20 protein-coding genes are annotated in these 24111 nt (G+C 70.6%); 10 read left to right on the top strand and 10 right to left on the bottom strand.

Features of this window, described 5'->3' with window-relative positions; genetic code table 11:
- The first annotated feature begins 8 nt into the window (after positions 1–8).
- Positions 9–1451 (top strand): dihydrolipoamide acetyltransferase family protein, encoded by a 1443-nt coding sequence (locus ACFVTC_RS24900; RefSeq protein ID WP_390130449.1) that lies wholly within the window; start codon positions 9–11, stop codon positions 1449–1451.
- Between the two features lie 107 nt (positions 1452–1558).
- On the opposite strand, the gene ACFVTC_RS24895 is transcribed toward ACFVTC_RS24900, so the two are convergent.
- Positions 1559–2515: a Bro-N domain-containing protein gene (locus ACFVTC_RS24895; RefSeq protein WP_390130447.1), complete on the bottom strand. Its 957-nt coding sequence runs from the start codon at positions 2513–2515 to the stop codon at positions 1559–1561.
- A 284-nt stretch (positions 2516–2799) separates the two neighbouring features.
- On the bottom strand, positions 2800–3696 hold the full coding sequence (locus tag ACFVTC_RS24890; RefSeq protein WP_390130445.1) for a D-alanyl-D-alanine carboxypeptidase family protein: 897 nt from the start codon (positions 3694–3696) through the stop codon (positions 2800–2802).
- A 232-nt stretch (positions 3697–3928) separates the two neighbouring features.
- Between ACFVTC_RS24890 and ACFVTC_RS24885 the strand changes: the two genes are divergently transcribed.
- Both ACFVTC_RS24885 and ACFVTC_RS24880 read left to right on the top strand, forming a co-directional pair.
- Positions 3929–4612 carry a GntR family transcriptional regulator gene (locus ACFVTC_RS24885; protein ID WP_390130444.1) on the top strand — a complete coding sequence of 228 codons (684 nt, stop codon included), beginning with the start codon at positions 3929–3931 and terminating at the stop codon, positions 4610–4612.
- Complete coding sequence (locus ACFVTC_RS24880; protein WP_390130442.1) at positions 4609–5913, top strand: nitrate/nitrite transporter; 1305 nt, start codon at positions 4609–4611, stop codon at positions 5911–5913. The genes ACFVTC_RS24885 and ACFVTC_RS24880 overlap by 4 nt, the downstream gene beginning before the upstream one ends.
- Before the next feature lie 127 nt (positions 5914–6040).
- Here the strand turns inward: ACFVTC_RS24880 and ACFVTC_RS24875 are convergent, their stop codons facing one another.
- Positions 6041–6865 carry a maleylpyruvate isomerase family mycothiol-dependent enzyme gene (locus ACFVTC_RS24875; protein ID WP_390130440.1) on the bottom strand — a complete coding sequence of 275 codons (825 nt, stop codon included), beginning with the start codon at positions 6863–6865 and terminating at the stop codon, positions 6041–6043.
- A gap of 144 nt (positions 6866–7009) precedes the next feature.
- Here ACFVTC_RS24875 and ACFVTC_RS24870 point away from each other — a divergent pair, with 144 nt between their 5' ends.
- A complete protein-coding gene (locus ACFVTC_RS24870) occupies positions 7010–7804 on the top strand; it encodes a carbon-nitrogen family hydrolase (protein ID WP_390130439.1) in 795 nt (264 codons plus the stop codon).
- 73 nt (positions 7805–7877) lie between these two features.
- On the opposite strand, the gene ACFVTC_RS24865 is transcribed toward ACFVTC_RS24870, so the two are convergent.
- Both ACFVTC_RS24865 and ACFVTC_RS24860 read right to left on the bottom strand, forming a co-directional pair.
- Complete coding sequence (locus tag ACFVTC_RS24865; protein ID WP_390130438.1) at positions 7878–8372, bottom strand: LURP-one-related/scramblase family protein; 495 nt, start codon at positions 8370–8372, stop codon at positions 7878–7880.
- A complete protein-coding gene (locus ACFVTC_RS24860) occupies positions 8369–9388 on the bottom strand; it encodes a GlxA family transcriptional regulator (protein WP_390130436.1) in 1020 nt (339 codons plus the stop codon). Before ACFVTC_RS24860 ends, ACFVTC_RS24865 begins: the two co-directional genes overlap by 4 nt.
- A gap of 51 nt (positions 9389–9439) precedes the next feature.
- On the opposite strand from ACFVTC_RS24860, the gene ACFVTC_RS24855 reads away from it, so the two are divergent.
- Positions 9440–9829, top strand: coding sequence for a cupin domain-containing protein (locus ACFVTC_RS24855; RefSeq protein WP_390130435.1), 390 nt, complete (start codon positions 9440–9442; stop codon positions 9827–9829).
- Between the two features lie 79 nt (positions 9830–9908).
- On the opposite strand, the gene ACFVTC_RS24850 is transcribed toward ACFVTC_RS24855, so the two are convergent.
- Positions 9909–10490, bottom strand: a complete 582-nt coding sequence (locus tag ACFVTC_RS24850; RefSeq protein WP_390130433.1) for a dihydrofolate reductase family protein — start codon at positions 10488–10490, stop codon at positions 9909–9911.
- A 376-nt stretch (positions 10491–10866) separates the two neighbouring features.
- Between ACFVTC_RS24850 and ACFVTC_RS24845 the strand changes: the two genes are divergently transcribed.
- Positions 10867–12705 carry a thioredoxin-like domain-containing protein gene (locus ACFVTC_RS24845; RefSeq protein ID WP_390130432.1) on the top strand — a complete coding sequence of 613 codons (1839 nt, stop codon included), beginning with the start codon at positions 10867–10869 and terminating at the stop codon, positions 12703–12705.
- A 7-nt stretch (positions 12706–12712) separates the two neighbouring features.
- Here the strand turns inward: ACFVTC_RS24845 and ACFVTC_RS24840 are convergent, their stop codons facing one another.
- The 3 genes from ACFVTC_RS24840 to ACFVTC_RS24830 all read right to left on the bottom strand — a co-directional run bounded on the left by ACFVTC_RS24840 (position 12713) and on the right by ACFVTC_RS24830 (position 16658).
- A complete protein-coding gene (locus ACFVTC_RS24840) occupies positions 12713–12946 on the bottom strand; it encodes a DUF6458 family protein (protein ID WP_390130430.1) in 234 nt (77 codons plus the stop codon).
- Between the two features lie 134 nt (positions 12947–13080).
- The gene (locus ACFVTC_RS24835; RefSeq protein WP_390130428.1) at positions 13081–14385 is read right to left on the bottom strand and encodes a M18 family aminopeptidase; all 1305 of its coding nucleotides are present in this window, start codon (positions 14383–14385) and stop codon (positions 13081–13083) included.
- A gap of 446 nt (positions 14386–14831) precedes the next feature.
- On the bottom strand, positions 14832–16658 hold the full coding sequence (locus ACFVTC_RS24830) for an acyl-CoA dehydrogenase (protein WP_390130426.1): 1827 nt from the start codon (positions 16656–16658) through the stop codon (positions 14832–14834).
- Between the two features lie 331 nt (positions 16659–16989).
- Here ACFVTC_RS24830 and ACFVTC_RS24825 point away from each other — a divergent pair, with 331 nt between their 5' ends.
- From ACFVTC_RS24825 to ACFVTC_RS24815, 3 genes are all read left to right on the top strand, one after another.
- Positions 16990–17457 (top strand): SseB family protein, encoded by a 468-nt coding sequence (locus tag ACFVTC_RS24825; protein ID WP_168529151.1) that lies wholly within the window; start codon positions 16990–16992, stop codon positions 17455–17457.
- Between the two features lie 117 nt (positions 17458–17574).
- Positions 17575–18546 carry a pirin family protein gene (locus ACFVTC_RS24820; protein ID WP_390130424.1) on the top strand — a complete coding sequence of 324 codons (972 nt, stop codon included), beginning with the start codon at positions 17575–17577 and terminating at the stop codon, positions 18544–18546.
- 129 nt (positions 18547–18675) lie between these two features.
- Positions 18676–19725: an AI-2E family transporter gene (locus ACFVTC_RS24815; protein ID WP_390130422.1), complete on the top strand. Its 1050-nt coding sequence runs from the start codon at positions 18676–18678 to the stop codon at positions 19723–19725.
- Here ACFVTC_RS24815 and ACFVTC_RS24810 read toward each other — a convergent pair.
- Positions 19692–21848 (bottom strand): SpoIIE family protein phosphatase, encoded by a 2157-nt coding sequence (locus ACFVTC_RS24810; RefSeq protein ID WP_390130420.1) that lies wholly within the window; start codon positions 21846–21848, stop codon positions 19692–19694. The two genes, ACFVTC_RS24815 and ACFVTC_RS24810, sit on opposite strands and share 34 nt — an antisense overlap.
- 152 nt (positions 21849–22000) lie before the next feature.
- Between ACFVTC_RS24810 and aspS the strand changes: the two genes are divergently transcribed.
- Positions 22001–23764, top strand: coding sequence for an aspartate--tRNA ligase (aspS, locus tag ACFVTC_RS24805; RefSeq protein ID WP_390130418.1), 1764 nt, complete (start codon positions 22001–22003; stop codon positions 23762–23764).
- Positions 23765–24111: the final 347 nt, after the last annotated feature.

The raw sequence follows: 24111 nt of genomic DNA, 5'->3' as shown, positions 1-24111 counted from the left end.
AGAGGGTCGTGACGACGATGACTGAGAACGCGTCGGGGCTCCGCGAGTTCAAGATGCCCGATGTGGGCGAGGGACTCACCGAGGCGGAGATCCTCAAGTGGTACGTCCAGCCCGGTGACACCGTCACCGACGGCCAGGTCGTGTGCGAGGTCGAGACCGCCAAGGCCGCGGTCGAGCTGCCCATCCCCTACGACGGCGTGGTGCGCGAACTGCGCTTCCCCGAGGGGACGACGGTGGACGTGGGCCAGGTGATCATCGCGGTGGAGGTGGCCGGAGCAGCACCGCCGGTGCCGTCGGCGCCCGCGGTGACCACGGCCGCCGAGCCCGTCCCCGCGACGCCGCCGTCCCCGGCGGTTCCCGCCGACGGGGAGCCCAAGTCCGAGGGCCGCAAGCCGGTCCTCGTCGGGTACGGCGTGGCGGAGTCCTCCACCAAGCGACGCCCCCGCAAGGGCGCCGAGGTCCCCCCGCAACAGTCCGAGGTGTTCCACGCGGCCACCGCGATCCAGGGCGAGCTCAACGGACACGGCAGGCCGCGCCCGCTGGCGAAGCCCCCGGTCCGCAAGCTCGCCAAGGACCTCGGGGTCGACCTGACGACGGTCACACCGTCGGGGCCGGGCGGCGTCATCACCCGCGAGGACGTCCACGCGGCGGTGGTGCCCGCACCGGTGCCGGCCCCGCAGACGTCCGTCGAGGAGACCGTGACGGCCGCCCGCCTCCAGGCGCCCGCCCCGGTCGCCCCGTACGACGCGGTGCGGGAGACCCGTATCCCGGTGAAGGGGGTCCGCAAGGCCACCGCCACCGCGATGGTCGGCTCGGCGTTCACCGCTCCGCACGTCACCGAGTTCGTGACGGTCGACGTGACGCGCACGATGAGGCTCGTCGAGGAGCTCAAGCAGGACAAGGATCTCGCGGGTCTGCGCGTGAACCCGCTGCTGCTCATCGCCAAGGCCCTGCTGGTGGCGATCAAGCGCAACCCGGACGTCAACGCGTCCTGGGACGAGGCGGCCCAGGAGATCGTCCTCAAGCACTACGTGAACCTGGGCATCGCCGCCGCCACACCCCGTGGTCTGCTCGTCCCGAACATCAAGGACGCGCACACCAAGACGCTGCCCCAGCTCGCCGAGTCCCTGGGCGAGCTGGTGGCGACGGCCCGCGAGGGCAGGACCTCACCGGCCGCCATGCAGGGCGGCACGGTGACGATCACCAACGTCGGCGTCTTCGGCGTCGACACCGGCACGCCGATCCTCAACCCCGGCGAGTCGGCGATCCTCGCGATCGGTGCGATCAAGCTCCAGCCCTGGGTCCACAAGGGCAAGGTGAAGCCGCGTCAGGTGACGACGCTCGCCCTCTCCTTCGACCACCGCCTGGTCGACGGCGAGCTGGGCTCCAAGGTCCTCGCCGACGTGGCGGCGATCCTGGAGCAGCCGAAGCGGCTCATCACCTGGGCGTGAACCAGGGGTGAAACCGGACGCGGGGACCGCGTCGATCGGATAGGTTCGACGAGGAGGGGCCGGCCGCAAATTCCTGTTGCGACCGACCCCTCTTCCCGTGCTCCGGGTCAGGAACGCTGGAGCACGTAGACGGGCGCTCCGTTCTCGCTGCCGCCCCGGGACCGGATACAGGCGTGTCTGCGCAGCATGCGCAGACAGTCGTTGACACGCTGCACGGAGAGTCCGGTACGGGCCGCGATGGAGTCGAGCGGCTGACGCAGCTCACCCTCCTCGACCAGGACGGGCACGATCACGACCGCCACCGCCCACACGTCGGAGGTCACGCTCAGCCGCTGCCGCCAGTCGGCGAGGACGGACTCGGCGACCGGGTTCGCGGAGAGGCCGGCGGTGGGCGCCGGACGGTCGAGGGAGAGGACGTCGAGCCGGTTCGCGATCCGTCCCATCGCCTCGGCGATGGCCCGCTGCGCGGCGAGCGTCTCGCGCTGCATCTCGACCATGGACCGCTGCAGCGTGAGCGACTCCTGCCGGGCGACGGCGTGCTGCTCGTCCGCCCGCAGGTTGCGCTCCTCCAGCCGGACGATGGCGTCGGCGACCTGTTCGGGCATGGCGTAGGCGATGGGCGCGCCCGGGTCGGCGGGCTGCACCTCGGCCTCTACGAGGGTGTAGGAACCCTCTCGCTGGACGGTCTCGATGACCTCCGCGACCCACTGCTTGAAGGGGGCGCAGGCGGGCTTGGTGCAGGCGTTGACGAGAAGGATCAGACCCTGGAGGTCGATCAGCTGCAAGTCTCGGCGCCATGTCCTACCTGCGGGAACGCTGAGACCGTGACCTCCAGTCACTGTCTCGAGATTGTCTCGATGCTGCTCCGGGACGTGGTCGAGGAGTGCCTTTCGGGGCGTCGTGTAGCCCAACTCCTTGCAGACGTCGACGGACGGGAACCAGTGGTTTCCGTCCGGCATGGTCAGCCTCCGGATCCGGTCACCGGTCGCCGCGTACACGAAGTCGCTGATGTCGATCGCCTCGCGGCGCTCTGCCGAACTGGGCCGCTTGCTGGGTTCGTTCATGTGAACCACCTCCGTCGCGGAACGTAGAACGGAGCAAATCGAATATGCCAGCCGGAACCGGGACGTTCATGATTGCGGGGGAAAGATCATCGATTCCACGGCGCGTGACCAAGGCCGTGTGTATGACGGTGGCACCTGCCGCACCTGCCGCACCTGCCGCACCCGCCGGCGCCGCGGGCGAAGGACAGGGGCCCGCCGCTGGTGTGCGGCAGGCCCCTGTTTCCTTGCGCCCGTTCCTCGTGACTCTCCCTTGCGCCGGGAGTCGTCATCCCCGCGCGAGGCGACTACTTGGCGAAGGCGTAGCTCATCAGCTTCTTCGCGTCCGACTCGCGGGCCGGGATGGACGTCGAGGCGAGGACGGTGCCGATGACCGTCTTGCCGCCCCGGGTGGCGGCGAAGACGAGGCAGTACTTGGCCTCGGGGCCGGAGCCCGTCTTCACGCCGATGGTGCCGCTGTAGCTGCTGAGCAGACCGTTGGTGTTGGTCCACGCGGCCATGGTGCGGGTGCTGCCGGTCTTCGTGACGGTCTTCGCCGTGTACGACTTCGTCTTCACGACCGTCTTGAACGTGCTGTTCTTCATCGCGCTGCTGGCGAGCTTCGTCAGGTCGCGCGGGGTCGAGTAGTTGTGGCCGTTGCCGATGCCGTCGAACGAGTCGAACTTGGTCCTCGTCATGCCGAGGGACTTCGCCGTGCTGTTCATCTTGCCGATGAACGACTTCACACGGGCGGCACGGGTGGAGCCCGAGCCGTACTTGTCCGCCAGCGCGTACGCGGCGTCGCAGCCGGACGGCAGCATCAGACCGTAGAGGAGCTGACGGACGGTGACCTTGTCGCCGACGATCAGGTGGGCGGAGGAGGCGGTGTTGGCGACGATGTAGTCGCTGTACGCCTTCTGGATCGTGACCTTGGAGTCCAGGTTCAGGTTCGACTGCGAGAGGACGACCTTGGCGGTCATGATCTTGGTGGTGGAACCGGTGGAACGCTGGGTGTCCGCGGCCTTGGTGTAGAGGGTCTTGGCCGTGCCGTTGTTCATCACGTAGCCGCCCTTGGCGGCGATCGTGGGCGTGGTCACGGCACCCGCGGGTGCCGCGCCGAAGGCTCCGGCGGCCAGAACGGCGCCGGTCGTGACGGCCACAGCGGCGGCCTTGCGGAAACGCGTGCCCTTAATGCCGGTAATCAAAATGAACGCTCCGAATGCGCGAAATGCCCCTGGGAGAACGGCACATGGCAGTGCCGTCTCACGTACGGACTCCCCACGCCCCCAAAGGGATGCACGGAAAGGGGAACTTGATGATGTGACGTGGGTTACGTCGGGAGCCCCAAGGTGAACGCGTGAGAAGCCGCCGGGTCGCGCCGGTCCGCATCCTGGACGGGAAACCGTGATGCGTGCGTGTTGTATCTATGATGTGCGCATGCCTGCCGCTCCACCCGTGTCCGCCCCGCCCGCCGTCCCCCCGGTGAAACAGCCGCCCGCCGCCGACCGTGTCTACGCCCACGTCAAGCAGGGTGTCCTGGAACGCCGTTACGAAGGGGGGACGCTGCTCACGGAGGGCGAACTCGCCGACGCCGTCGGGGTGTCCCGCACACCGGTGCGCGAGGCGCTGCTCCGGCTCGAGGCCGAGGGCCTGATCAGGCTCTACCCGAAGAAGGGCGCGCTCGTCCTGCCCGTCTCCGCGCAGGAGATCGCGGACGTGGTCGAGACCCGCCAGCTCGTCGAGGAGCACGCGGTCCGCAAGGCCGTACCGGCGCCGCCGCGGCTCATCGCGCGGCTGGAGGAACTTCTCGCCCAGCAGAAGGAACAGGCCGCCGCGGGCGACCTGGCGGGCGCCGCCGTCACCGACCGCTGCTTCCACGCGGAGATCGTCCGCAGTGGCGCCAACGACATTCTCTCCCGGCTCTACGACCAGCTCCGCGACCGTCAGTTGAGGATGGGAGTGGCCGTCATGCACGCGCACCCCGACCGGATCACCAAGACGCTCACCGAGCACGAGGAGATCCTCGAAGCCCTGCGCTCCGGGGACGCGGAGGCGGCGGTCGGCATCGTCCACCGCCACGTCAGCTGGTTCTCGAACCTGGCGCGGGGAGAGGTGCGATGAGCTCCCACTCGGCCGTGTCGCTGCCGGGTGATCCACCCGGCGGGCGCCGCGCCGTCGGCGTCTGGGGCATCGGTGTCGCCGTCTACTTCGTCGCGGTCATCTTCCGTACGTCGCTCGGGGTGGCCGGACTCGACGCCGCGGACCGCTTCCACGTCAACGCCTCCGCCCTCTCCACCTTCTCGATCCTCCAACTCCTCGTCTACGCCGGCATGCAGATACCGGTCGGGCTGCTCGTCGACCGGCTCGGCACCAAGCGGGTGCTGACCTTCGGCGTCGTGCTGTTCACGGCGGGACAGCTGGGCTTCGCGTTCTCGTCCTCGTACGGGATGGCGCTGGCCTCGCGGGCCCTGCTGGGCTGCGGGGACGCCATGACGTTCATCAGCGTGCTGCGGCTGGGCACCCGCTGGTTCCCGGCCCGGCGCGGGCCGTTGGTCGCCCAGCTCGCGGGGCTCGTCGGCATGGCGGGCAACCTCGTGTCGACCCTAGCGATCGCGCGTCTGCTGCACGGGGTCGGGTGGACGGCGGCGTTCGCGGGCAGCGCGTCGGCGGGCGTGGTCGTCCTCGTCCTGCTGCTCCTCTTCCTCAAGGACCACCCCGAGGGCCACGAGCCGGAGCCGTTCCCGCACCAGGGCGCCGCCTATGTGCGCCGGCAGATCCTGGCGTCCTGGCGCGAGCCCGGCACCCGGCTGGGCATGTGGGTGCACTTCACGACGCAGTTCCCGGCGATGGTGTTCCTCCTGCTGTGGGGCATGCCGTTCCTGGTCGAGGCGGAGGGACTGTCGCGGGCGACGGCCGGTGAGCTGCTCACCCTCGTCGTCCTGTCCAACATGTTCGTCGGGCTCGTGTACGGGCAGATCGTCGCCCGGCACCACGCGGCGCGGCTGCCGTTGGCGCTCGGGACGGTGTCGGCGACCGCGGTGGCGTGGGCGAGCGCGGTGGCCTACCCCGGGCAGCACGCGCCGATGTGGCTGCTGGTGGCGCTGTGCGCCGTGCTGGGCGCCTGCGGGCCGGCTTCCATGATCGGATTCGACTTCGCGCGGCCCGCGAATCCGCCCGAGCGGCAGGGGACCGCGTCCGGGATCACCAACATGGGTGGTTTCGTCGCCTCCATGACGACGCTGTTCGCGATCGGGGTGCTGCTGGACTCGACCGGGGACAACTACCGGATCGCGTTCTCCGCGGTGTTCGTCCTTCAGGCGGTCGGGCTGAGCCAGATCTTCCGGCTGCGCAAGGAGGCGGCGCGCAGGGAGCGGGAGCGCCTGGTCGCGAGCCGGGTGGAGACGGTGCACGTTCCGGCGTAGTCACCGCCGGGGCTCCCCGCCCCGCCCTTTCCCCGAGCTCTCGGCTCCGCTCGGGCGGGGTCGACCGGCCCCCGCCGTTCCCGGGGCCTTCGCCGCGGGCCCTGGATTCCTCCGGGCCCGCCGCCCGTTACGGCGTGACCGTGAAGTTGCGGAGGATCGCCGTGGTCAGCTCCGGGTCGCCCTCGGTCTTGATGCGGTCGGAGACGGCGTCGGGGGTCACCCGCCCGCAGGCCAGACGGAAGAAGGTCTCCCAGTCGAGGGTGAGGGTCGCGGCCGGGCCGAGGGAGGGGGCACCGTCTATCGAGCCGCGCCCCTCGGCGTCGACGCGCACCGTGCGCAGGAACTCCACGGGCCCGTGGACATCGAAGACGACCGCCGACTGCGCGGGCGCCCCAGCGTGCTTGGCGACCACCTTCGGCAGCGCGGCGAGCAGCTGGTCGCGGACGATCTGCGCGCCCGGGGAGTCGAGGTTGCCCGGCCGGCCGAGGGTGGTCCGGAGGTCCTGCTCGTGCACCCACACGTCGAACGCACGGTTCAGCATGGCGCGTTCGAGGGTCACCTCGGTGCCGAGCGGACCGCGTACCTTGGCGTCCGGCTGCCGTGACTCGTTCCGCAGCTGACGGTTGCGGCGGATGATCGTGTACTCCAGCTCGGAGGTCATCTCGGGCGCCGTGTGGTGGCGGCGCACATCGACCTGCATCTCCATGTAGCGCTGGTGCTCGTTCGTGACGTGGAACAGGTCCCGGGGGAGCGTGTGGATCGGCCGCGGATCGCCCAGCATCTCGCAGTCGAGCCCGATCACGTGCGACACCAGGTCCCGTACCGACCAGCCCGGGCAGGGCGTACGCCGGTTCCATTCGCCCTCCACCAGCGGCGACACCAGTTCGGTTATCGCTTCGATGGAGTGGGCCCAGGCGTCGGCGTAGGACTGAAGGCTCGGATGCAGACTCACGGAACGGGACCCCTCGGGCGGTCGGTACGCGGGCAGTGGGTGTCTTGGAACGCTAAGTTACGCTGCTGTGAGGCACCCCGGCAGTGCTTTCGTGTGACGATCGTAGGCCCGTATGGACGGCTCGAATGCCAGGACGGTGGTAGTGTGCGCGCCTCTCTGCTCCAGATCGACGTAAAAGCCACCGAATCGGTCGATTCGCGTCGGCGGCGGGTGGCGGCTCTGGTACGAGAACAAGCCGGAGTGGACCTGGTGGTGCTCCCCGAGCTGTGGACCACGGGGGCGTTCGCCTACGAGTCGTTCGCCGCGGAGTCGGAGACCCTGGAGGGGCCGACCGCCGAGGTCATGGCGAAGGCGGCGAGCGACGCGGGCGTGTGGCTGCACGCCGGCTCGGTCCCGGAACGCGCCCCGGACGGAACGCTCTACAACACCTCCCTAGTCTTCTCCCCTTCCGGCGACCTCGCCGCCGCCTACCGCAAGGTCCACCGCTTCGGCTTCGACAAGGGCGAGGCGGTACTGATGGGCGCGGGCGGCGAGCTGGTGACGGTCCGCCTCCCGGAGACCACCGTCGGCTTCGCCACCTGCTACGACCTCCGCTTCCCCGAGCTCTTCCGCGGGCTCGTCGACGCGGGCGCCGAGACCTTCGTCGTCCCCGCGGGCTGGCCCGAGCGTCGCCGCGCCCACTGGACCCTCCTCGCGCGGGCCCGCGCGGTGGAGAACCAGGCGTTCGTACTCGCCTGTGGAACGGCCGGCACCCACGCGGACGTTCCCCAGGCCGGTCACTCGATCGTGGTCGATCCGTGGGGCGAGGTCCTCGCGGAGGCGGGCCGTGACGAGGAGGTCCTCAGGGTCGAGTTCGACCCCGGGAAGGTGGCGACGACGAGGGAGCAGTTCCCCGCGCTCAAGGACCGCGTACTGGGTCTCGCGCCACCCCGCGGCTGACGCACGTCGTCGACGCCGGCGGCAGGCGCCCGCGGCACGGCACGGCAGGGCAGGGCACGCCACCGTGCCGGTGTCAGTCCGCGCCGTGCTCCTTCTCCGCCAGGTGGATCACGCAGACCGCCACCGCGATCAGCAGCGCGGTGTCCGCGTCGTCCCGGACGACGTCGACGCCGTAGGTCTCCCGCACCCGCAGCCACCGCCGCGAGATCTGCGCCAGCAGCTCCCCGTCGTAGTCGATCCCGAACTCCCGGTCCAGGATCTTCCCGCTGACGTCGAGCTCCGTACCGTCCACCAGGGTCACCCGGTAGTGGTTGCGCAGCAGGGAGAGCCGCTTGCGCCGGATGGTGGCCAGCGTCTCGCCGTCCCTCTCGATGACCATCGTGTCCCGCAGGGCGAACATCTTCTCGTGGATGTCGATGAGGACGCGCCCGCGGGTGTCCTTCAGCTCGAAGGTGTCCCGCAGCCGCATCGCCTTGCCGTCCACGAGGAACACCTTGTCGCCGTGCTCGTCCTCGATCCAGTAGTCGTCACCGAAGCCGAGGAGCCGGTCGCGCACGAGGAATCTCATACCGTCACGGCTTCCCCGGTGGCCGGTCCGAAACGCCGTCTGTAGGCCGATGGGCTCAGTCCCGTCTCCCGCCGCAGCCGCGTCCTGAGGTTCGCCGCGGTACCGAGGCCGCTGCGCCGCGCGACGACCTCGATCCGGTGTTCGCCCCGCTCGATGAGGCGGCAGGCCAGTGCGACCCGCTCCGCGGTCAGCCACGCCAGCGGGGTGGTCCCGAGCTGGGCCCGGAAGCGCCGGTGCAAGGTGGCCGGGCTGAGTGCCGCGCGCGCCGCGAGGCCGCCCACCGTGAGGGGTTCGCCGAGCCGCTCCCGTGCCCAGGTCAGCAGGGGTGCGAGGGACTCGTCCGGTACGTCGGGCACGGGGCGCTCGACGAACTGCCGCTGCCCGCCGTCGCGGTGCGCGGCGAAGACCAGCCGTCGGCTGACCGCGTTGGCGATCTCGGCGCCGTGGTCGCGCCGTACGACGTGCAGGCCGAGGTCGAGCGCCGACGCGCTGCCGGACGCCGTGAGGATGTCCCCGTCGTCGACGAACAGCACGTCCGGCTCCAGCCGCACCTCCGGGAACCGCGCCCGGAACGACGGCGCCCACATCCAGTGACAGGCCGCCCGCCGCCCGTCCAGCAGACCGGCCTCCGCGAGCGTGAATGCGCCGGAGCAGAATCCGATCAGCCGCGCGCCCCGCGTGTGCGCCCGGCGTATGGCGTCCAGAACCTCGGGGGAACGTGGCGCGTCGGTGTCGGGCCGGTTCGGCACGATCAGCGTGTCGGCGTCCTCGGCCGCGTCCAGCCCTGCGACGTCGGTGAGCGTGAAGAACCCGTCCCGCATCCGGGTGCTCCCGGTGGCCGCGCACAGCCGGAAGTCGTACAGCTCCCGCCCCAGCTCGGGCCTGCGCAGCCCGAAGACCTCGATGGCACAGCTCATCTCGAAGGGATTGGAGTTCTCGTCGACGATCAGGACGACCCGGTGCGCGGCGGTCCCGGGGGTGCCCCCGAGGGCGGGGTGCGAGGATCCTTGCGGCATGTGCGATTTCTAGCACTCGTGGACGTGTCCGGCCAGGCCGAGGATGACGGCATGGCCAACGAACCCGTCTCCCTGACCGCCGCCCTCGCCTCCTTCTCCGATCTGTGGAGCCCCCGGATCGTCACCGCCGTCAACGACTACGACGTACGCGTGGCCAAGGTCGAGGGTGAGCACCTCTGGCACACGCACGACCACACGGACGAGTTCTTCCTGGTCCTGGAGGGCGAGCTGACCATCGCCCTGCGGGGGCCGGCCGGCGAGCGGACCGTCGTCCTCCCCAAGGGCTCCGTCTTCACCGTCCCGCGCGGCACCGAACACAGGCCGAGTGCACCGGCCGGCGCCGCGATCCTGATGTTCGAACCCACGGGCACCCTCACCGTCGGCGACCACCACGACGAGATCCCGGACCATGTGGACGCGACCCGGGGGCATGCCCTGTGATCGGCCGGGGCTGCAGAGCCCTCGCCGGATTGCCCGGATCCATTTCGGCGCGGGTCGGCCGGTGCCGGCTTCCCACACGTCAACGGCGCACCCGGTAGCGCAGGTGCAGCACCCGGTCGCCCTGAATCACCACGTCGGGATCCTCCAACAGGTGCTGCGCCCGGACCGACCCGAAGTAGCGCTTGCCGGACCCGAACACGACGGGTACGACGTCCATGCGCACCTCGTCGATCAGGCCCGCGGCAAGAACCTGGCCACCGACGTCGCCGGCGGCGACCTCGACCACGCGGTCACCCGCGAGCTCCTGCGCCTTGGCCATGGCCGCCTCGACGCCGTCGACGAAGTGGAACGGCGCCTCGGGGTCCCAGCCCTCGGGCTCCGGCCGGTGCGTCACGACGACCACGTGGTCGATCCCGCCCGGGGGCTTCCCGTCCCAGCCGTCCGTCATGTCGAAGACGTGGCGGCCGACGAGTGTCACCCCGATCTGGTCCCAGTACGGCCGGATGTAGTCGTAGGACGTCTGCGACACCTTCACCTCGCCGCTCTCGTCCAACGGGACGTCACCGCCGGTCAACCAGTCGAACAGCGGTCCGGGCTGGTCGTTCTCGTCCGCGACGAAGCCGTCCACCGACACCGAGCTGTACAGGACCACCTTGCCCACGGGGTTCTCCTCTGCTTCGGGGTGCCCCAAATTAGCGTGTGGTGAGCTGTCGCTCCGGTAGGAAATCAATCGGCCGGCAGCGGCATCCGGCCGGCGCGTGGCGGGGATGTCCGCGCGGGAACCGCCGCCGGACTTCGACGTACCGGGCCGGCGTGATCCCGGTGAACGCCCGGAACCCCTGGCCGAAGTGGGCCTGGTCGCATTCTCGCCCCTTCTCCGGGCGTACGTTCCGGCGGTGTCAGGACCACCTGCGCCGTCCGCGCTGCTTCGCCAGTGGCGATCTCTCCCGGCCTCAGCCGACGGTTGCTCCGCTGCGCCCAGGCCCCAGCCGTACACGCTCGATCCGGCTCGCACACCCGGATGGCATGCTTGAAGCATGAACGACGCCGCCCCCGCCCCCGCGCCCCGCCGTGTCCGTGTCCGCGCCCCCGAGCTGATCGGCAAGGGCGGCTGGCTGAACACCGGAGGCAACACACTCACCCTCGCCGACCTGCGAGGACGCGTGGTCATCCTCGATTTCTGGACCTTCTGCTGCATCAACTGCCTGCACGTCCTGGACGAGCTGCGGGAGCTGGAGGAGAAGCACCGGGACACCGTGGTGATCATCGGGGTGCACTCGCCGAAGTTCGTGCACGAGGCCGAGCACCAGGCGGTCGTGGACGCCGTCGAGCGGTACGGCGTCGAGCACCCGGTGCTGGACGACCCCGAGCTCGCCACCTGGAAGCAGTACGCGGTGCGGGCCTGGCCGACCCTCGTGGTGATCGACCCCGAGGGTTACGTCGTCGCGCAGCACGCCGGGGAGGGGCACGCGCACGCGATCGCCCGGCTGGTGGAGGAGCTGGAGGCGGAGCACGCGGCCAAGGGGACGCTGCGGCGCGGGGACGGTCCCTATGTGGCGCCGGAGCCCGAGCCGACCGCGCTCCGTTTCCCCGGCAAGGCGCTCGCCCTGCCGAACGGGAACTTCCTGGTCAGCGACACGACCCGGCATCAGCTGGTGGAGCTCGAGGCGGACGGCGAGACGGTCGTACGGCGCATCGGGTCCGGCGTGCGCGGGTTCGTGGACGGACCGGCCGACGCGGCCGGGTTCAGCGAGCCGCAGGGACTGGCGCTGCTCGGTGAGGACGCCGACGGCGCGGTCGTGGTGGCCGACACCGTGAATCACGCCCTGCGCCGCGTCGACCTCGCGACCGGCGAGGTCACGACCCTCGCGGGGACCGGCCGGCAGTGGTGGCAGGGCTCGCCGACGTCCGGCCCGGCGCGCGAGGTCGACCTGTCCTCGCCGTGGGACGTGGCGTTCTTCGGCGGCAGGGTCTGGATCGCGATGGCCGGGGTGCACCAGCTGTGGGCGTACGACCCGGCGGACGGGACCGTCGGGGTCGCCGCGGGCACGACGAACGAGGGACTCGTCGACGGGCCGCCGGCCGAGGCGTGGTTCGCCCAGCCGTCCGGGCTGGCGGCCACCGCCGACCGGCTGTGGGTGGCCGACTCCGAGACCTCGGCGCTGCGTTGGGTCGGCCTCGACGGCGGTGTGCACACCGCCGTCGGCACCGGTCTGTTCGACTTCGGGCACCGCGACGGCGCCGCCGAACAGGCCCTGCTCCAGCATCCGTTGGGCGTGACGGCGCTGCCCGACGGCTCGGTAGCGATCAGCGACACGTACAACCACGCGCTGCGCCGCTACGATCCGGCGACGGGCGAAGTGACCACACTGGCCACGGACTTGCGGGAGCCGAGCGACGCGGTCCTGGTCGGGGACGACATCGTGGTCGTCGAGTCCGCCAGGCACCGGCTGACCCGGCTGCGCCTGCCCGAGGAGGCCGTGAGGGTGGAGTCGGTGGCCCATCGCACGCAGCGTGCCGCCACCGAAGTCGCCCCGGGCGGGCTCCGGTTGGACGTGATCTTCCAGGCTCCGGCGGGCCAGAAGCTGGACACCCGCTACGGTCCGTCGACCCGGCTGCTCGTCTCCTCGACCCCGCCCGAGCTGTTGCTCGACGGCGAGGGGGCGGGCACGGACCTCTCGCGGGCTCTGGAGCTGAACCCGGCCGTCACGGAGGGTGTCCTGCACGTCTCCGCGATGGCCGCGTCCTGCGACGACGATCCGTCGAACGAGTACCCGGCCTGCCACGTCCACCAGCAGGACTGGGGTGTGCCGGTCCGCCTCACCGCGGGCGGTGCGCGACGGCTGCCGCTGGTGCTGGCGGGGATGGACGACTGACCCGCGGTCACACGCCGTATCCGCCGCGGTGGTGCCGCTCCTCCTCGATCACCGGGGTGCTCGGCGGCACCACCACGCGCCGCCTCCTCGCGATGCTGTTGAACGTCAGGACCCCGATCAGTCCGACGACCATGAAGATGATGCCGACCAGATCGAGGTTGACCCCCTTCATGTGCCAGTCGGTCGCGAACGTGAGGATGGCCCCCGCGCCGATCAGGATGATGCAGCCGCCCAGGCCCATGGGTGTCGCCTCCTTGGAGTAGCAACTCGCGGTCTTTCCGGGCTCGTTCCGAGTACCCGGGACTCCGCGAGACATGCGGAGGCGCTCACTCGTCGCTCGGTGGCACCGTTGCGTTCGGCGTCCGTGCGCGAGGACTAGCCCTCCAGGAACGCCACCAGCGCGTTGGCCAGCAGGAACGGGTCGTCGGCGCCGCACAGTTCGCGGACGCTGTGCATCGAGAGGATGGCCACACCGATGTCGATGGTCTTGATGCCGTGGCGGGCCGCGGTGATCGGGCCGATGGTGGTGCCGCAGGGCATGGAGTTGTTGGAGACGAAGGACTGGAAGTCGACGCCGGCCTTCTCGCAGGCGGCGGCGAACACCGCGCGGCCCGCACCGTCGGTGGCGTAGCGGTTGTTGACGTTCACCTTGAGGATGGGGCCGCCGTTGGCGCGCGGGTGGTGCGTCGGGTCGTGCCGCTCCGCGTAGTTGGGGTGGACGGCGTGGCCGGTGTCGGAGGAGAGACAGACGGTGCCCGCGAAGGAGCGTGCCCGGTCCTCGTACGTGCCGCCCCGTGCGAACACCGAGCGTTCGAGCACGCCGCCGAGCAGTGGGCCGTCGGCGCCGGTGTCGCTCTGCGAGCCGTTCTCCTCGTGGTCGAAGGCCGCGAGGACGGGGATGTACGGGAGCTCTGAGCCGGTGCCCGCGGCCGTGGCCACGGCGACCAGCGCCGCCGTGCCCGCGTGCACGGACAGCAGGTTGTCCATGCGGGGGCCGGCCAGCAGCTCCTTGTCGCGGCCCAGGTAGGCCGGCGGTTCGACGGAGTGGGTCATCAGGTCCCAGCCGGTGATCTCGCCGGCCTGCAGACCCGATTCCTCCTCCAGGAACGCGATCAGGCCGCCCTCGTCGGCGTCGCCCAGGCCCCAGACGGGTTGGAGGTGGCGCTGCTTGTCGAGCTTGAGTCCCTCGGTGGAGACGGAACGGTCGAGGTGGACGGCCAGCTGGGGGACGCGCAGCAACGGCCGGTCGATGTTGACCAGGCGCGTCGAGCCGTCACGCAGCGCCAGCCGGCCGGCCAGCCCGAGGTCGCGGTCCAGCCAGGAGTTCAGCAGCGGTCCGCCGTAGATCTCCACGGCCACCTGGCGCCAGCCGTGCGCCCCGGTGTCCGGCTGCGGCTTGACGCGCAGGTTGGGGGAGTCGGTGTGCGCGCCCACGATCCGGAAGGGGGTGTGCGGTCCGGCACCCTCGGGCACGTACCACGCGACGATCGCGCCGCCGCGCAGCACGAACTTCCCGCCGCTCGTGCCGTCCCACGCGTCGGTTTCGGCGACCTGACGGAATCCGGCCTTCTCCAGCCGCTCGGCGGCGTTCGCCACGGCGTGGTACGGCGTGGGGCTCGCCGCCAGGAAGGTCATGAGGTCGTCGGTGTGGCCGCGGTCGAAGCGGGCTGGGTAGCTCATGAGTTCACCTTAACGACGCTCGGGGGCCCCCTCCCCGGGATGGTGAGCGGGCTCTCGTAAGGGGGATGTGAAGGGCGGACATCTGGCTGGAGCTGGACGTTCCCGAGTGGTACCCGCTTGGGGACCACGGTGCGGGAGGGGAGACGCCACCCGTGTTCCGGCCCGCCGCGGGGGCCTCCAGAATTTCACGCCCCGGCGCGTATGGAATCGCGCGCCCCTTTATACGCCCCCTCTGCGCCCCTGGTCCTCCTGTTTCGGCGTTCAGTTGAGGCACCCGGTTCAGGCGCCTCGTTCAGGCACCTCGTGTGCGGGCATCCCGACGAGGGGCCCGTCCGGGCGCCGTCCTCTCCGCCGTGCCGAACGGCCCGCCCCCGGAAACGAATCCGGGAGCGGGCCGTCGAGTGGGCGCCTGGTGGGCGCCGAGCGGTCGCCGAGGGGGCTCGAACTCAGAACGCCGCTTCGTCCAGCTCCATCAGGTCCAGGTCCACGCCCTCGGCCAGCTTGCGCACGCCGGTGACGCCGGGCAGGACGTTCGCGGCGAAGAACTTCGCGGCGGCGATCTTGCCGGTGTAGAAGGGCCTGTCCTTCGCCGACGCCGTCTCCAGCTTCTCGGCGGCGACCGCGGCACCGCGCAGCAGCAGGTAGCCGACGACCACGTCGCCGGAGGCGAGGAGGAGGCGGGTGGTGTTCAGGCCCACCTTGTAGATGTTCTTGACGTCCTGCTCGGTCGCGGCGAGGTCGGTGAGCATGAGGCCGACGATGGCCTCCAGCTCGACGGCCGCCTTGGCGAGCTGCTCGCGTGCCGTGGACAGCTCCTCGCCGCCGGTGGCGAGCGCCAGGAACTGCTTGATGTCCTCGGCGAGCGAGTTCAGTGCCGCGCCCTGGTTGCGGACGATCTTCCGGAAGAAGAAGTCCTGGCCCTGGATCGCGGTGGTGCCCTCGTACAGGGTGTCGATCTTGGCGTCGCGGATGTACTGCTCGATCGGGTACTCCTGCAGGAAGCCGGAGCCGCCGAAGGTCTGCAGGGACTGGGCGAGCTGCTCGTAGCCCTTCTCGGAGCCGTAGCCCTTCACGATCGGCAGGAGCAGGTCGTTGAGGGCCTCCAGCGCGGCGGTGTCCTCGCCGGCGGCCTCCTTGACCTGGATGTCGTCCTGGATCGCCGCGGTGTGCAGCACCAGGGCGCGCATGCCCTCGGCGTACGCCTTCTGCGTCATCAGCGAGCGGCGCACGTCCGGGTGGTGCGTGATGGTGACCTTGGGCGCGGTCTTGTCCATGAAGTTCGCGAGGTCGGGGCCCTGGACGCGCTCCTTGGCGTACTCCAGCGCGTTCAGGTAGCCCGTCGACAGGGTCGAGATGGCCTTCGTGCCGACCATCATGCGGGCGAACTCGATGATGCGGAACATCTGGCGGATGCCGTCGTGCTTGTCGCCGATCAGCCAGCCCTTGGCCGGGTGACGGTCGCCGAAGGTCATCTCGCAGGTGTTGGACGCCTTCAGGCCCATCTTGTGCTCGACGTTCGTCGCGTACGCGCCGTTGCGCGCGCCCAGCTCGCCGGTCTCGAAGTCGAACTCGTACTTCGGGACGAGGAAGAGGGAGAGGCCCTTGGTGCCCGGTCCGGCGCCCTCGGGGCGGGCGAGCACGTAGTGGAGGATGTTCTCCGACATGTCGTGCTCACCGGACGTGATGAAGCGCTTGACGCCCTCGATGTGCCAGGAGCCGTCCGCCTGCTGGACGGCCTTGGTGCGGCCGGCGCCGACGTCCGAGCCCGCGTCGGGCTCGGTGAGGACCATGGTGGAGCCCCACTGCTTGTCGACGGCGATCTTCGCGATGTGCTTCTGGACCTCGGTGCCCTCCTCGAAGAGGATGCCGGCGAAGGCCGGGCCCGAGGAGTACATCCAGACGGCCGGGTTGGCGCCGAGCACGAGCTCCGCGTAGGCCCAGATGAGGGAGCGGGGGGCGGTGGAGCCGCCGATCTCCTCGGGCAGGCCCAGACGCCAGTACTCGGAGTCCATGAACGCCTGGTACGACTTCTTGAAGGAGGCCGGGACCGGCGCGGTGTTGGTCTCGGGGTCGAAGACGGGAGGGTTGCGGTCGGCGTCGGTGAAGGACGCGGCCAGCTCGTTCTCCGAGAGGCGCGTGAGCTCCTCCAGGATGCTCTTGGCGGTGTCCGTGTCCATCTCCGCGAACGGTCCGGTGCCGTACAGCTTGTCGCGCCCGAGCACCTCGAAGAGGTTGAACTCGATGTCGCGGAGATTCGACTTGTAGTGCCCCATGGCGACGGCTCCGTAAGGGTTCGGGGAGGCGGAGGTACTCGCAGCCTCGTTACACGTACCAGCAAGTAGCTACGATGATGCTACCCGTCGGTAATAAGAATCAACCCCTGACGGTCCATATGTGATGAGGCTCTAACGGGACTTCAGCCGGACGCGGGCGGGACGCGGGCCGAAATCGGTCACCACCCCTGTCGCGCGCGGCCCGGACTCCGGTGGGGAGCTGTACGCGGGGTGAGTCCGGGGCGCCGATGGACGGGCGGGGCCGGCGGCCGGGTGCGGGGATGGGCCGTCCGTGACTCCCCCGGAGGCCGCGCCCACTAGTCTTTGCCGCATGTACGGCTACGACCAGAACGCGGGCGCTCAGCAGCAGCAGTACGCCCAGCCGCAGCAGCAGATGCCCGGCGGCTACGGCCAGCAGCCGCCGCTCTATCCCGAGCCGTCCCCGCCGTCGCTGGCGGACGCGGTCCGCGCCTTCACGACAGGATCGCTCTCCGCGGAGGACTTCCAGCAGGTCTTCGCCACCTCGAAGGTCTACTGCCCGCGCGGCGACAACCCCGGTTTCCTGGCGTTGCACAACACCCAGCAGCCGGTCATCCCCATGTTCAGCTCGCTCAAGGAGCTGCGCCGGTACGCCGGCAAGGAGTCCAAGTTCTTCGTGATCACCGGTGCGGAGGTGATCGACCTGCTGCCCACCGGCTACGGCTTCGTGCTCGACATGGAGGGTGAGCACCGCATGGTCTTCGACGCGAAGGCCGTGGAGCAGATGGTGGACTTCGCCATGCGCCGCATGTACGGCTAGTCCTGCCGCTCACGGATCATCGCGGACGCCCGGAGGGAATTCCCTCCGGGCGTCCGCCGTTACGGGTGGCAGAAAGTTCAACGATCAACTAAACTCGAAGCACAAGGAGGTACCGACATGCCTGCAGTGACCGTCGAAAACCCGCTGACCCTTCCCCGTGTGGTGGCGCCGGCCGACGCCGTGGCCCGTCCCGTGCTCACCGTGACGACCGCGCCCAGCGGCTTCGAGGGCGAGGGATTCCCGGTCCGTCGCGCGTTCGCCGGGATCAACTACCGCCACCTCGACCCGTTCATCATGATGGACCAGATGGGTGAGGTGGAGTACGCGCCGGGAGAGCCCAAGGGCACCCCCTGGCACCCGCACCGCGGCTTCGAGACCGTGACCTACATCATCGACGGGATCTTCGACCACCAGGACTCCAACGGTGGGGGCGGCACCATCACCGACGGGGACACCCAGTGGATGACCGCCGGCGCCGGCCTCCTGCACATCGAGGCCCCGCCGGAGTCGCTCGTCATGTCCGGCGGCCTCTTCCACGGCCTCCAGCTGTGGGTGAACCTCCCGGCCAAGGACAAGATGATGGCCCCGAGGTACCAGGACATCCGCGGGCGCTCGGTGCAGCTGCTGAGCACCCCCGACGGCGGCGCGCTGCTGCGTGTCATCGCCGGTGAGCTCGACGGCCACGAGGGCCCCGGTGTCACGCACACGCCGATCACCATGGTCCACGCGACCGTGGCGCCCGGCGCCGAGATCACCCTGCCCTGGCGCGAGGACTTCAACGGTCTCGCCTACGTCCTCGCCGGACGCGGCAGCGTCGGCACGGAGCGCCGTCCGGTCCGCACCGGCCAGACCGCGGTCTTCGGCGCGGGCGGCTCACTGACCGTCCGCGCGGACGAGAAGCAGGACGCGAACACCCCGGACCTGGAGGTCGTCCTCCTCGGCGGACAGCCGATCCGTGAGCCCATGGCCCACTACGGCCCCTTCGTGATGAACACCCGCGAGGAGCTGCAGCAGGCCTTCGAGGACTTCCAGAAGGGCCGCCTGGGCACCATCCCGGCGGTGCACGGAATGTCCGAGCGCGGGCTGTAAGGACGTACGGCCCACGCGCCGTACGATCCCGACGCCGTACGCCCCCGCGACCGCGCGCGTCTGACACCGCGTCACCCGGGCGGGCCGTCCCGAGAGGACGGCCCGCCCTTCGCGTGGTCGGGTGGAGAGGTGCAGCTACTCTCCGAGGGCGTACGGCGACTGGCGGCCTGGTGTGTCGTGATCCTGCTCGTCGCCGGTGTGGCGTGGGTCGGGATCCGGCTGTGCGGGCAGCTGCGGACGGCGGTCGTGCCCGTGCTGCTCGCGCTGCTGGGCACCGCGCTGCTGCGGCCGCTGTACCGGCGGCTGGTGAGCATGCGGGTGCAGCGGTCACTGGCCGCGGGGCTCACCTGTGTCGCGGTCGTCGTGGTGGTGGGCGGGGCGGTCTACATCGTCGTCGCCGCGCTCATCGACACCGGGGACCAGATCCTGGCCTCGCTCAAACAGGCCGCGCGGTCTCTCGCCGAGCACTTCGGCGCGCCCGGCACCTCCCTCGACGACCTCACCTCGCACTCCAGGGAGCTGCTGACCAAGTTCGGCGGGGCGGCCGCGTCCAACGTGATCAGCGGGGTCAGCCTGGTCGGCGAGAGCATCGCCGTGGCCGTGCTGGCCCTGCTGCTCGTCTTCTTCTTCCTCCGCGACTCCCACCGCGCCGCCGGCCTGCTGCGCTCGCTCTCGCCGCACGGCACCGCCGACACCGTGGAGGCCATGGCCCGCCGCGCCTTCGGAGCCGTCGAGGGCTTCATGCGCGGGACCACCCTCATCGCCCTGATCGACGCCCTGTGCATCACCGTCGGGCTGCTGATCCTGCGCGTCCCGGGTGCGGTCGGGCTCGGCGCGCTCGTCTTCGTGGGCGCGTACATCCCCTACCTGGGCGCGTTCATCTCCGGCGCGGTGGCGGTGCTGGTCGCGCTCGCCGACCGGGGGCTGGTGATCGCGCTGTGGGCGCTCGGGGTCGTCCTCGCCGTGCAGGTGCTGGAAGGGCACGTGCTGCAGCCGATGATCCAGAGCCGCACCGTGCAGATGCACCCGGCGGTCGTGCTGCTGGCGATCACGGCGGGCGCGTCCGTCGCGGGGATCCTGGGGATGCTGTTCTCCGTACCGCTGACGGCGGCCGCCTTCGGGGTGATCTCGGAGCTGCGCAGGCGCTACGCGTCGGGCCTGGTCGTGGACGACTCGTAGAACTCGAACCAGATGCTCTTGCCCTCGCCGCGCGGGTCCACGCCCCAGGCCTCCGCGAGGACCTCCACGAGCACCAGTCCCCGCCCGGAGGACGCCAGTTCACCGGGATGGCGCCGGTGCGGCAGGTCGTCGCTCGCGTCCGTGACCTCCACCCGCATCCGGCGGTCGCCCGGCCCGCCGGTCACCTCGGCGACCAGCAGCGCGTCGTCGTCGGTGTGCACCAGGACGTTGGTCAGGATCTCGGAGACGAGAAGGACCGCGGAGTCCCGCTGGTCCTCCGAGTCCCAGTCGTGCAGCAGCTCGCGCACCTGCTGGCGGGCGTCCGCGATCCGCTCGGGCGCGGCCTGCGCGACGGTCAGCGCGGTACGGCGTGTCGTGGGCGGAGCCGCCGCCGCGAGCGTGTCGTCGTCCGCGCCCAGGCCCTGGCGGGACAGCAGCACCAGCGCGATGTCGTCCTCACGCCGGTCGGCCAGCGGTCCCGGGGTGTGGTGCGAGGAGGGCCCGTGCACGCCCTGGACCAGCGCGTCGGCGAGCTCCTCCAGGTCGCCGTCGTGGGACTCCAGGATCCGGCGGATGCGGCGCCAGCCGGTGTCGAGGTCGTGGCCGCCGGTCTCGATCAGTCCGTCGGTGCAGATCAGCATGGTCTCGCCGGGCTCCAGGCCGAGCCGGGTCGTCGGGTAGTCGGCGTCCGGATCGATGCCGAGCGGCAGTCCGCCCGCCGTGGGGCGCATCAGCACCGTCCCGTCGGCCATGCGTATCGCCGGGTCCGGATGCCCCGCGCGGGCGAAGTCCAGCAGCCCGGTCGCCGGGTCCACCTCGACGTACAGACAGGTCGCGAAGCGGACGTCCGCGGCTCTGCCGGCGTCCTGCCCGCTGGAGCCGTGCGTCACCGAGTCCGTGACCCCGTACAGGAACCGTGACGCGCGGGAGAGGACCGCGTCCGGGCGGTGGCCCTCGGAGGCGTAGGCGCGCAGGGCGATGCGGAGCTGGCCCATCAGCCCGGCGGCGCGCACGTCGTGGCCCTGGACGTCGCCGATGACGAGCGCGAAGCGGCCGGCCGGCAGCGGGATCATGTCGTACCAGTCGCCGCCGACCTGGAGACCGCCGCCGGTGGGGACGTAGCGCGCGGCGATGCCCATGCCGGGCGTCCGAGGGCCCAGGGTGGGCATCATCGAGCGCTGCAGACCGTCCGTGAGCTCCCGTTCCGTCTCGGCGGCGCCCGCCCGAGAGAGGGCCTGCGCGAGCATCCGGGCGACGGTCGTCAGCACCGAGCGTTCGTCGGGCGTGAAGCGGACGGGGTACATGAACGCCGCCATCCACGCGCCCATCGTGCGGCCCGCGACGGTCAGCGGGAGAAAGGCCCACGACTCCCGGCCGAAGTGCCTGGCCAGCGGCCAGGAGACGGGATAGCGCTCCTTGTAGTTCTCGGGGGAGGAGAGATAGACGGCCCGTCCCGTGCGGACCACCTCCGCCGCCGGATAGTCCGTGGCCAGCGACATATGGGTGAAGGGGCCCTCGTCCCCGGGCTGCTGTCCGTGGTGCCCGACGACGGTGAGCCGGTCGCCCTCGGCGCCGAAGACGGCCAGTCCGTCCGGCGAGAACCCGGGCATCGACAGGCCGGCCGCGACCCGCAGCACCTCCGCCGTCGACCGGGCCTCGGCCAGGGCCCGCCCCGCGTCCAGCAGGAACGCCTCGCGCGAGCGGCGCCAGTCACCGGTGACCGGGGTGCGCGCGGCGGTGCCGGGGGAGGGCTCCGTGACCTCCTGGAGGGTGCCGAACAGCTGGAACTCCCCGGTCTCCGGATCGATCGTCGGCTTGGAGCGGCTGCGCGCGGTCCGCAGCACCCGGCCGTGCTCGTTCATGACGCGCAACCGCACCTCGGCGAGCGTGTCCTCGACGACGGCGAGCTGGACGACGCCGGCGACCTCGTTCCAGTCGGCCGGGTGGAACCGGGCGCGCACGGCGGCCTCGGTGAGCGTCACCGCCTCCGCGGGCAGGCCGAGGAGGCGGGCGGCCTCCGCGTCGAGGGTGACCAGCCCCTGAGCGTTGTCCCAGCGCCACAGGCCGGTCGCGAGGGCGGCCAGGACGTCCCCCACGGCGGGCAGGGGCTCACCAGTGCGCATTGGACCACTGTATGAAGAGGTGATCGGTGGGTGCCACCGAGAGTATTCGGAGTGGTGATCTTTGGGTGGCCGGTACCCTTGGGGGGTCCGGGCCCGCGCCCGGAGGTTTCACGTGAAACAGACCCCGATCCGCGAAGACTGGATGAACGACGATGCATCGGTACAGGTCCCACACCTGCGGCGAGCTCCGCGCCTCTGACGTCGACAGCGACGTCCGGCTGAGCGGCTGGCTGCACAATCGCCGAGACCTGGGCGGCATCCTCTTCATCGATCTGCGTGATCACTACGGCATCACGCAGCTCGTCGCCCGCCCCGGCACCCCCGCCTACGAGGCCCTCGACAAGGTCTCCAAGGAGTCGACGGTCCGCGTCGACGGCAGGGTCGTCTCCCGCGGCGCGGAGAACGTCAACCCCGACCTGCCCACCGGCGAGGTCGAGGTCGAGGTGAGCGACGTCGAGCTGCTCGGCGCGGCCGCTCCGCTCCCGTTCACCATCAACGCCGAGGACGGCGTCAACGAGGAGCGGCGCCTGGAGTACCGCTTCCTCGACCTGCGCCGCGAGCGCATGCACCGCAACATCCTGCTGCGTACGGCCGTGATCTCCGCGATCCGTCACAAGATGACGGCGCTGGGCTTCAACGAGATGGCGACGCCGATCCTCAGCGCCACCTCCCCGGAGGGTGCCCGCGACTTCGTCGTGCCGTCCCGGCTCAACCCGGGCAGGTTCTACGCGCTGCCGCAGGCGCCGCAGCAGTTCAAGCAGCTTCTGATGATCTCCGGCTTCGACCGCTACTTCCAGATCGCGCCTTGTTTCCGCGACGAGGACGCGCGTGCGGACCGCTCGCCGGGCGAGTTCTACCAGCTCGACGTGGAGATGTCCTTCGTCGAGCAGGAGGACGTCTTCCAGCCGATCGAGAAGCTGATGACGGAGCTCTTCGAGGAGTTCGGCGGTGACCGTCACGTCACCTCCCCGTTCCCGCGGATCCCGTTCCGTGAGTCGATGCTGAAGTACGGCTCCGACAAGCCGGATCTGCGGGCCCAGCTGGAGCTGGCCGACATCACCGACATCTTCGCGGGCTCGGAGTTCAAGGCTTTCGCCGGCAAGCACGTGCGCGCGCTGCCGGTGCCGGACGTCTCCGGCCAGACGCGGAAGTTCTTCGACGGCCTCGGCGACTACGCGGTCGAGCAGGGCGCGAAGGGCCTGGCCTGGGTGCGGGTGGGCGAGGACGGCTCGCTGACGGGCCCGATCGCCAAGTTCCTGACCGAGGAGAACGTGGCGGAGCTGACGAAGCGGCTGTCGCTGGCCCCGGGCCACGCGGTGTTCTTCGGCGCGGGCGAGTTCGACGAGGTCTCGAAGATCATGGGCGCGGTGCGGGTCGAGGCCGCGAAGCGCTCGGGCAACTTCGAGGAGAACGTCTTCCGGTTCTGCTGGATCGTCGACTTCCCGATGTACGAGAAGGACGAGGACACCGGGAAGATCGACTTCTCGCACAACCCGTTCTCGATGCCCCAGGGTGGCCTTGAGGCCCTGGAGACCCAGGACCCGCTGGACATCCTGGGCTGGCAGTACGACATCGTCTGCAACGGCGTCGAGCTGTCCTCCGGCGCGATCCGTAACCACGAGCCCGACATCATGCTCAAGGCCTTCGAGATCGCGGGCTACGACCGTGAGACCGTCGAGGAGCAGTTCGCCGGCATGCTCCGCGCCTTCCGCTTCGGCGCCCCGCCGCACGGCGGCATCGCCCCGGGCGTCGACCGCATCGTCATGCTCCTCGCGGACGAGCCGAACATCCGCGAGACCATCGCGTTCCCGCTGAACGGCAACGCGCAGGACCTGATGATGGGCGCGCCGACGGAGCTGGACGAGACCCGTCTGCGGGAGCTGCACCTCTCGGTGCGCAAGCCGCAGCCGAAGTAGGGCCCGGTCCACGGAGTGGCCCGGAACCGTCGCCGGTTCCGGGCCACTTCTGTGTGCCGCGTGCAACCACAGCCCGTACCCATGGTGCTGACCGGTGTCGTCCCTGGCGTCGCTGGGGTACGCCGCCCTCCGGGTCCCCGCCCGGCGCCCCCTCGGGCACGCCCACGGGCGAGCCTCCGTCCGGCGGCGCCTCCGGCGGCACGGGGGTGGGCACGCCGAGCCGACCGAGGACGCGATCTACCCGCAGAACGGTCGTCCGGGCGGGCTCCTGTACCTCACGTACGACGGGAAGCGCCAGGCGAGGGGAGTGCGCGCGCCTGACGTCGGGCGTGACCCCGGACGAGACG

The organism is Streptomyces sp. NPDC057950, assembly GCF_042887295.1.
Taxonomy (GTDB): Bacteria; Actinomycetota; Actinomycetes; order Streptomycetales; family Streptomycetaceae; genus Streptomyces; species Streptomyces kaempferi.
Note: the sequence above shows the minus strand (reverse complement) of the source record. Positions and strands in the feature narration are given on the sequence as shown.

What these genes read in the sequence shown, in the direction of transcription:
- ACFVTC_RS24810 (WP_390130420.1), bottom strand. Translation starts at nt 21,848, where the DNA reads ATGCGCACTGGTGAGCCCCTGCCCGCCGTGGGGGACGTCCTGGCCGCC.
- ACFVTC_RS24885 (WP_390130444.1), top strand. Translation starts at nt 3,929, where the DNA reads ATGCCTGCCGCTCCACCCGTGTCCGCCCCGCCCGCCGTCCCCCCGGTG.
- ACFVTC_RS24895 (WP_390130447.1), bottom strand. Translation starts at nt 2,515, where the DNA reads ATGAACGAACCCAGCAAGCGGCCCAGTTCGGCAGAGCGCCGCGAGGCG.
- ACFVTC_RS24820 (WP_390130424.1), top strand. Translation starts at nt 17,575, where the DNA reads ATGCCTGCAGTGACCGTCGAAAACCCGCTGACCCTTCCCCGTGTGGTG.
- ACFVTC_RS24835 (WP_390130428.1), bottom strand. Translation starts at nt 14,385, where the DNA reads ATGAGCTACCCAGCCCGCTTCGACCGCGGCCACACCGACGACCTCATG.
- ACFVTC_RS24860 (WP_390130436.1), bottom strand. Translation starts at nt 9,388, where the DNA reads ATGCCGCAAGGATCCTCGCACCCCGCCCTCGGGGGCACCCCCGGGACC.
- ACFVTC_RS24880 (WP_390130442.1), top strand. Translation starts at nt 4,609, where the DNA reads ATGAGCTCCCACTCGGCCGTGTCGCTGCCGGGTGATCCACCCGGCGGG.
- ACFVTC_RS24845 (WP_390130432.1), top strand. Translation starts at nt 10,867, where the DNA reads ATGAACGACGCCGCCCCCGCCCCCGCGCCCCGCCGTGTCCGTGTCCGC.
- ACFVTC_RS24865 (WP_390130438.1), bottom strand. Translation starts at nt 8,372, where the DNA reads ATGAGATTCCTCGTGCGCGACCGGCTCCTCGGCTTCGGTGACGACTAC.
- ACFVTC_RS24855 (WP_390130435.1), top strand. Translation starts at nt 9,440, where the DNA reads ATGGCCAACGAACCCGTCTCCCTGACCGCCGCCCTCGCCTCCTTCTCC.
- aspS (WP_390130418.1), top strand. Translation starts at nt 22,001, where the DNA reads ATGCATCGGTACAGGTCCCACACCTGCGGCGAGCTCCGCGCCTCTGAC.
- ACFVTC_RS24825 (WP_168529151.1), top strand. Translation starts at nt 16,990, where the DNA reads ATGTACGGCTACGACCAGAACGCGGGCGCTCAGCAGCAGCAGTACGCC.
- ACFVTC_RS24840 (WP_390130430.1), bottom strand. Translation starts at nt 12,946, where the DNA reads ATGGGCCTGGGCGGCTGCATCATCCTGATCGGCGCGGGGGCCATCCTC.
- ACFVTC_RS24830 (WP_390130426.1), bottom strand. Translation starts at nt 16,658, where the DNA reads ATGGGGCACTACAAGTCGAATCTCCGCGACATCGAGTTCAACCTCTTC.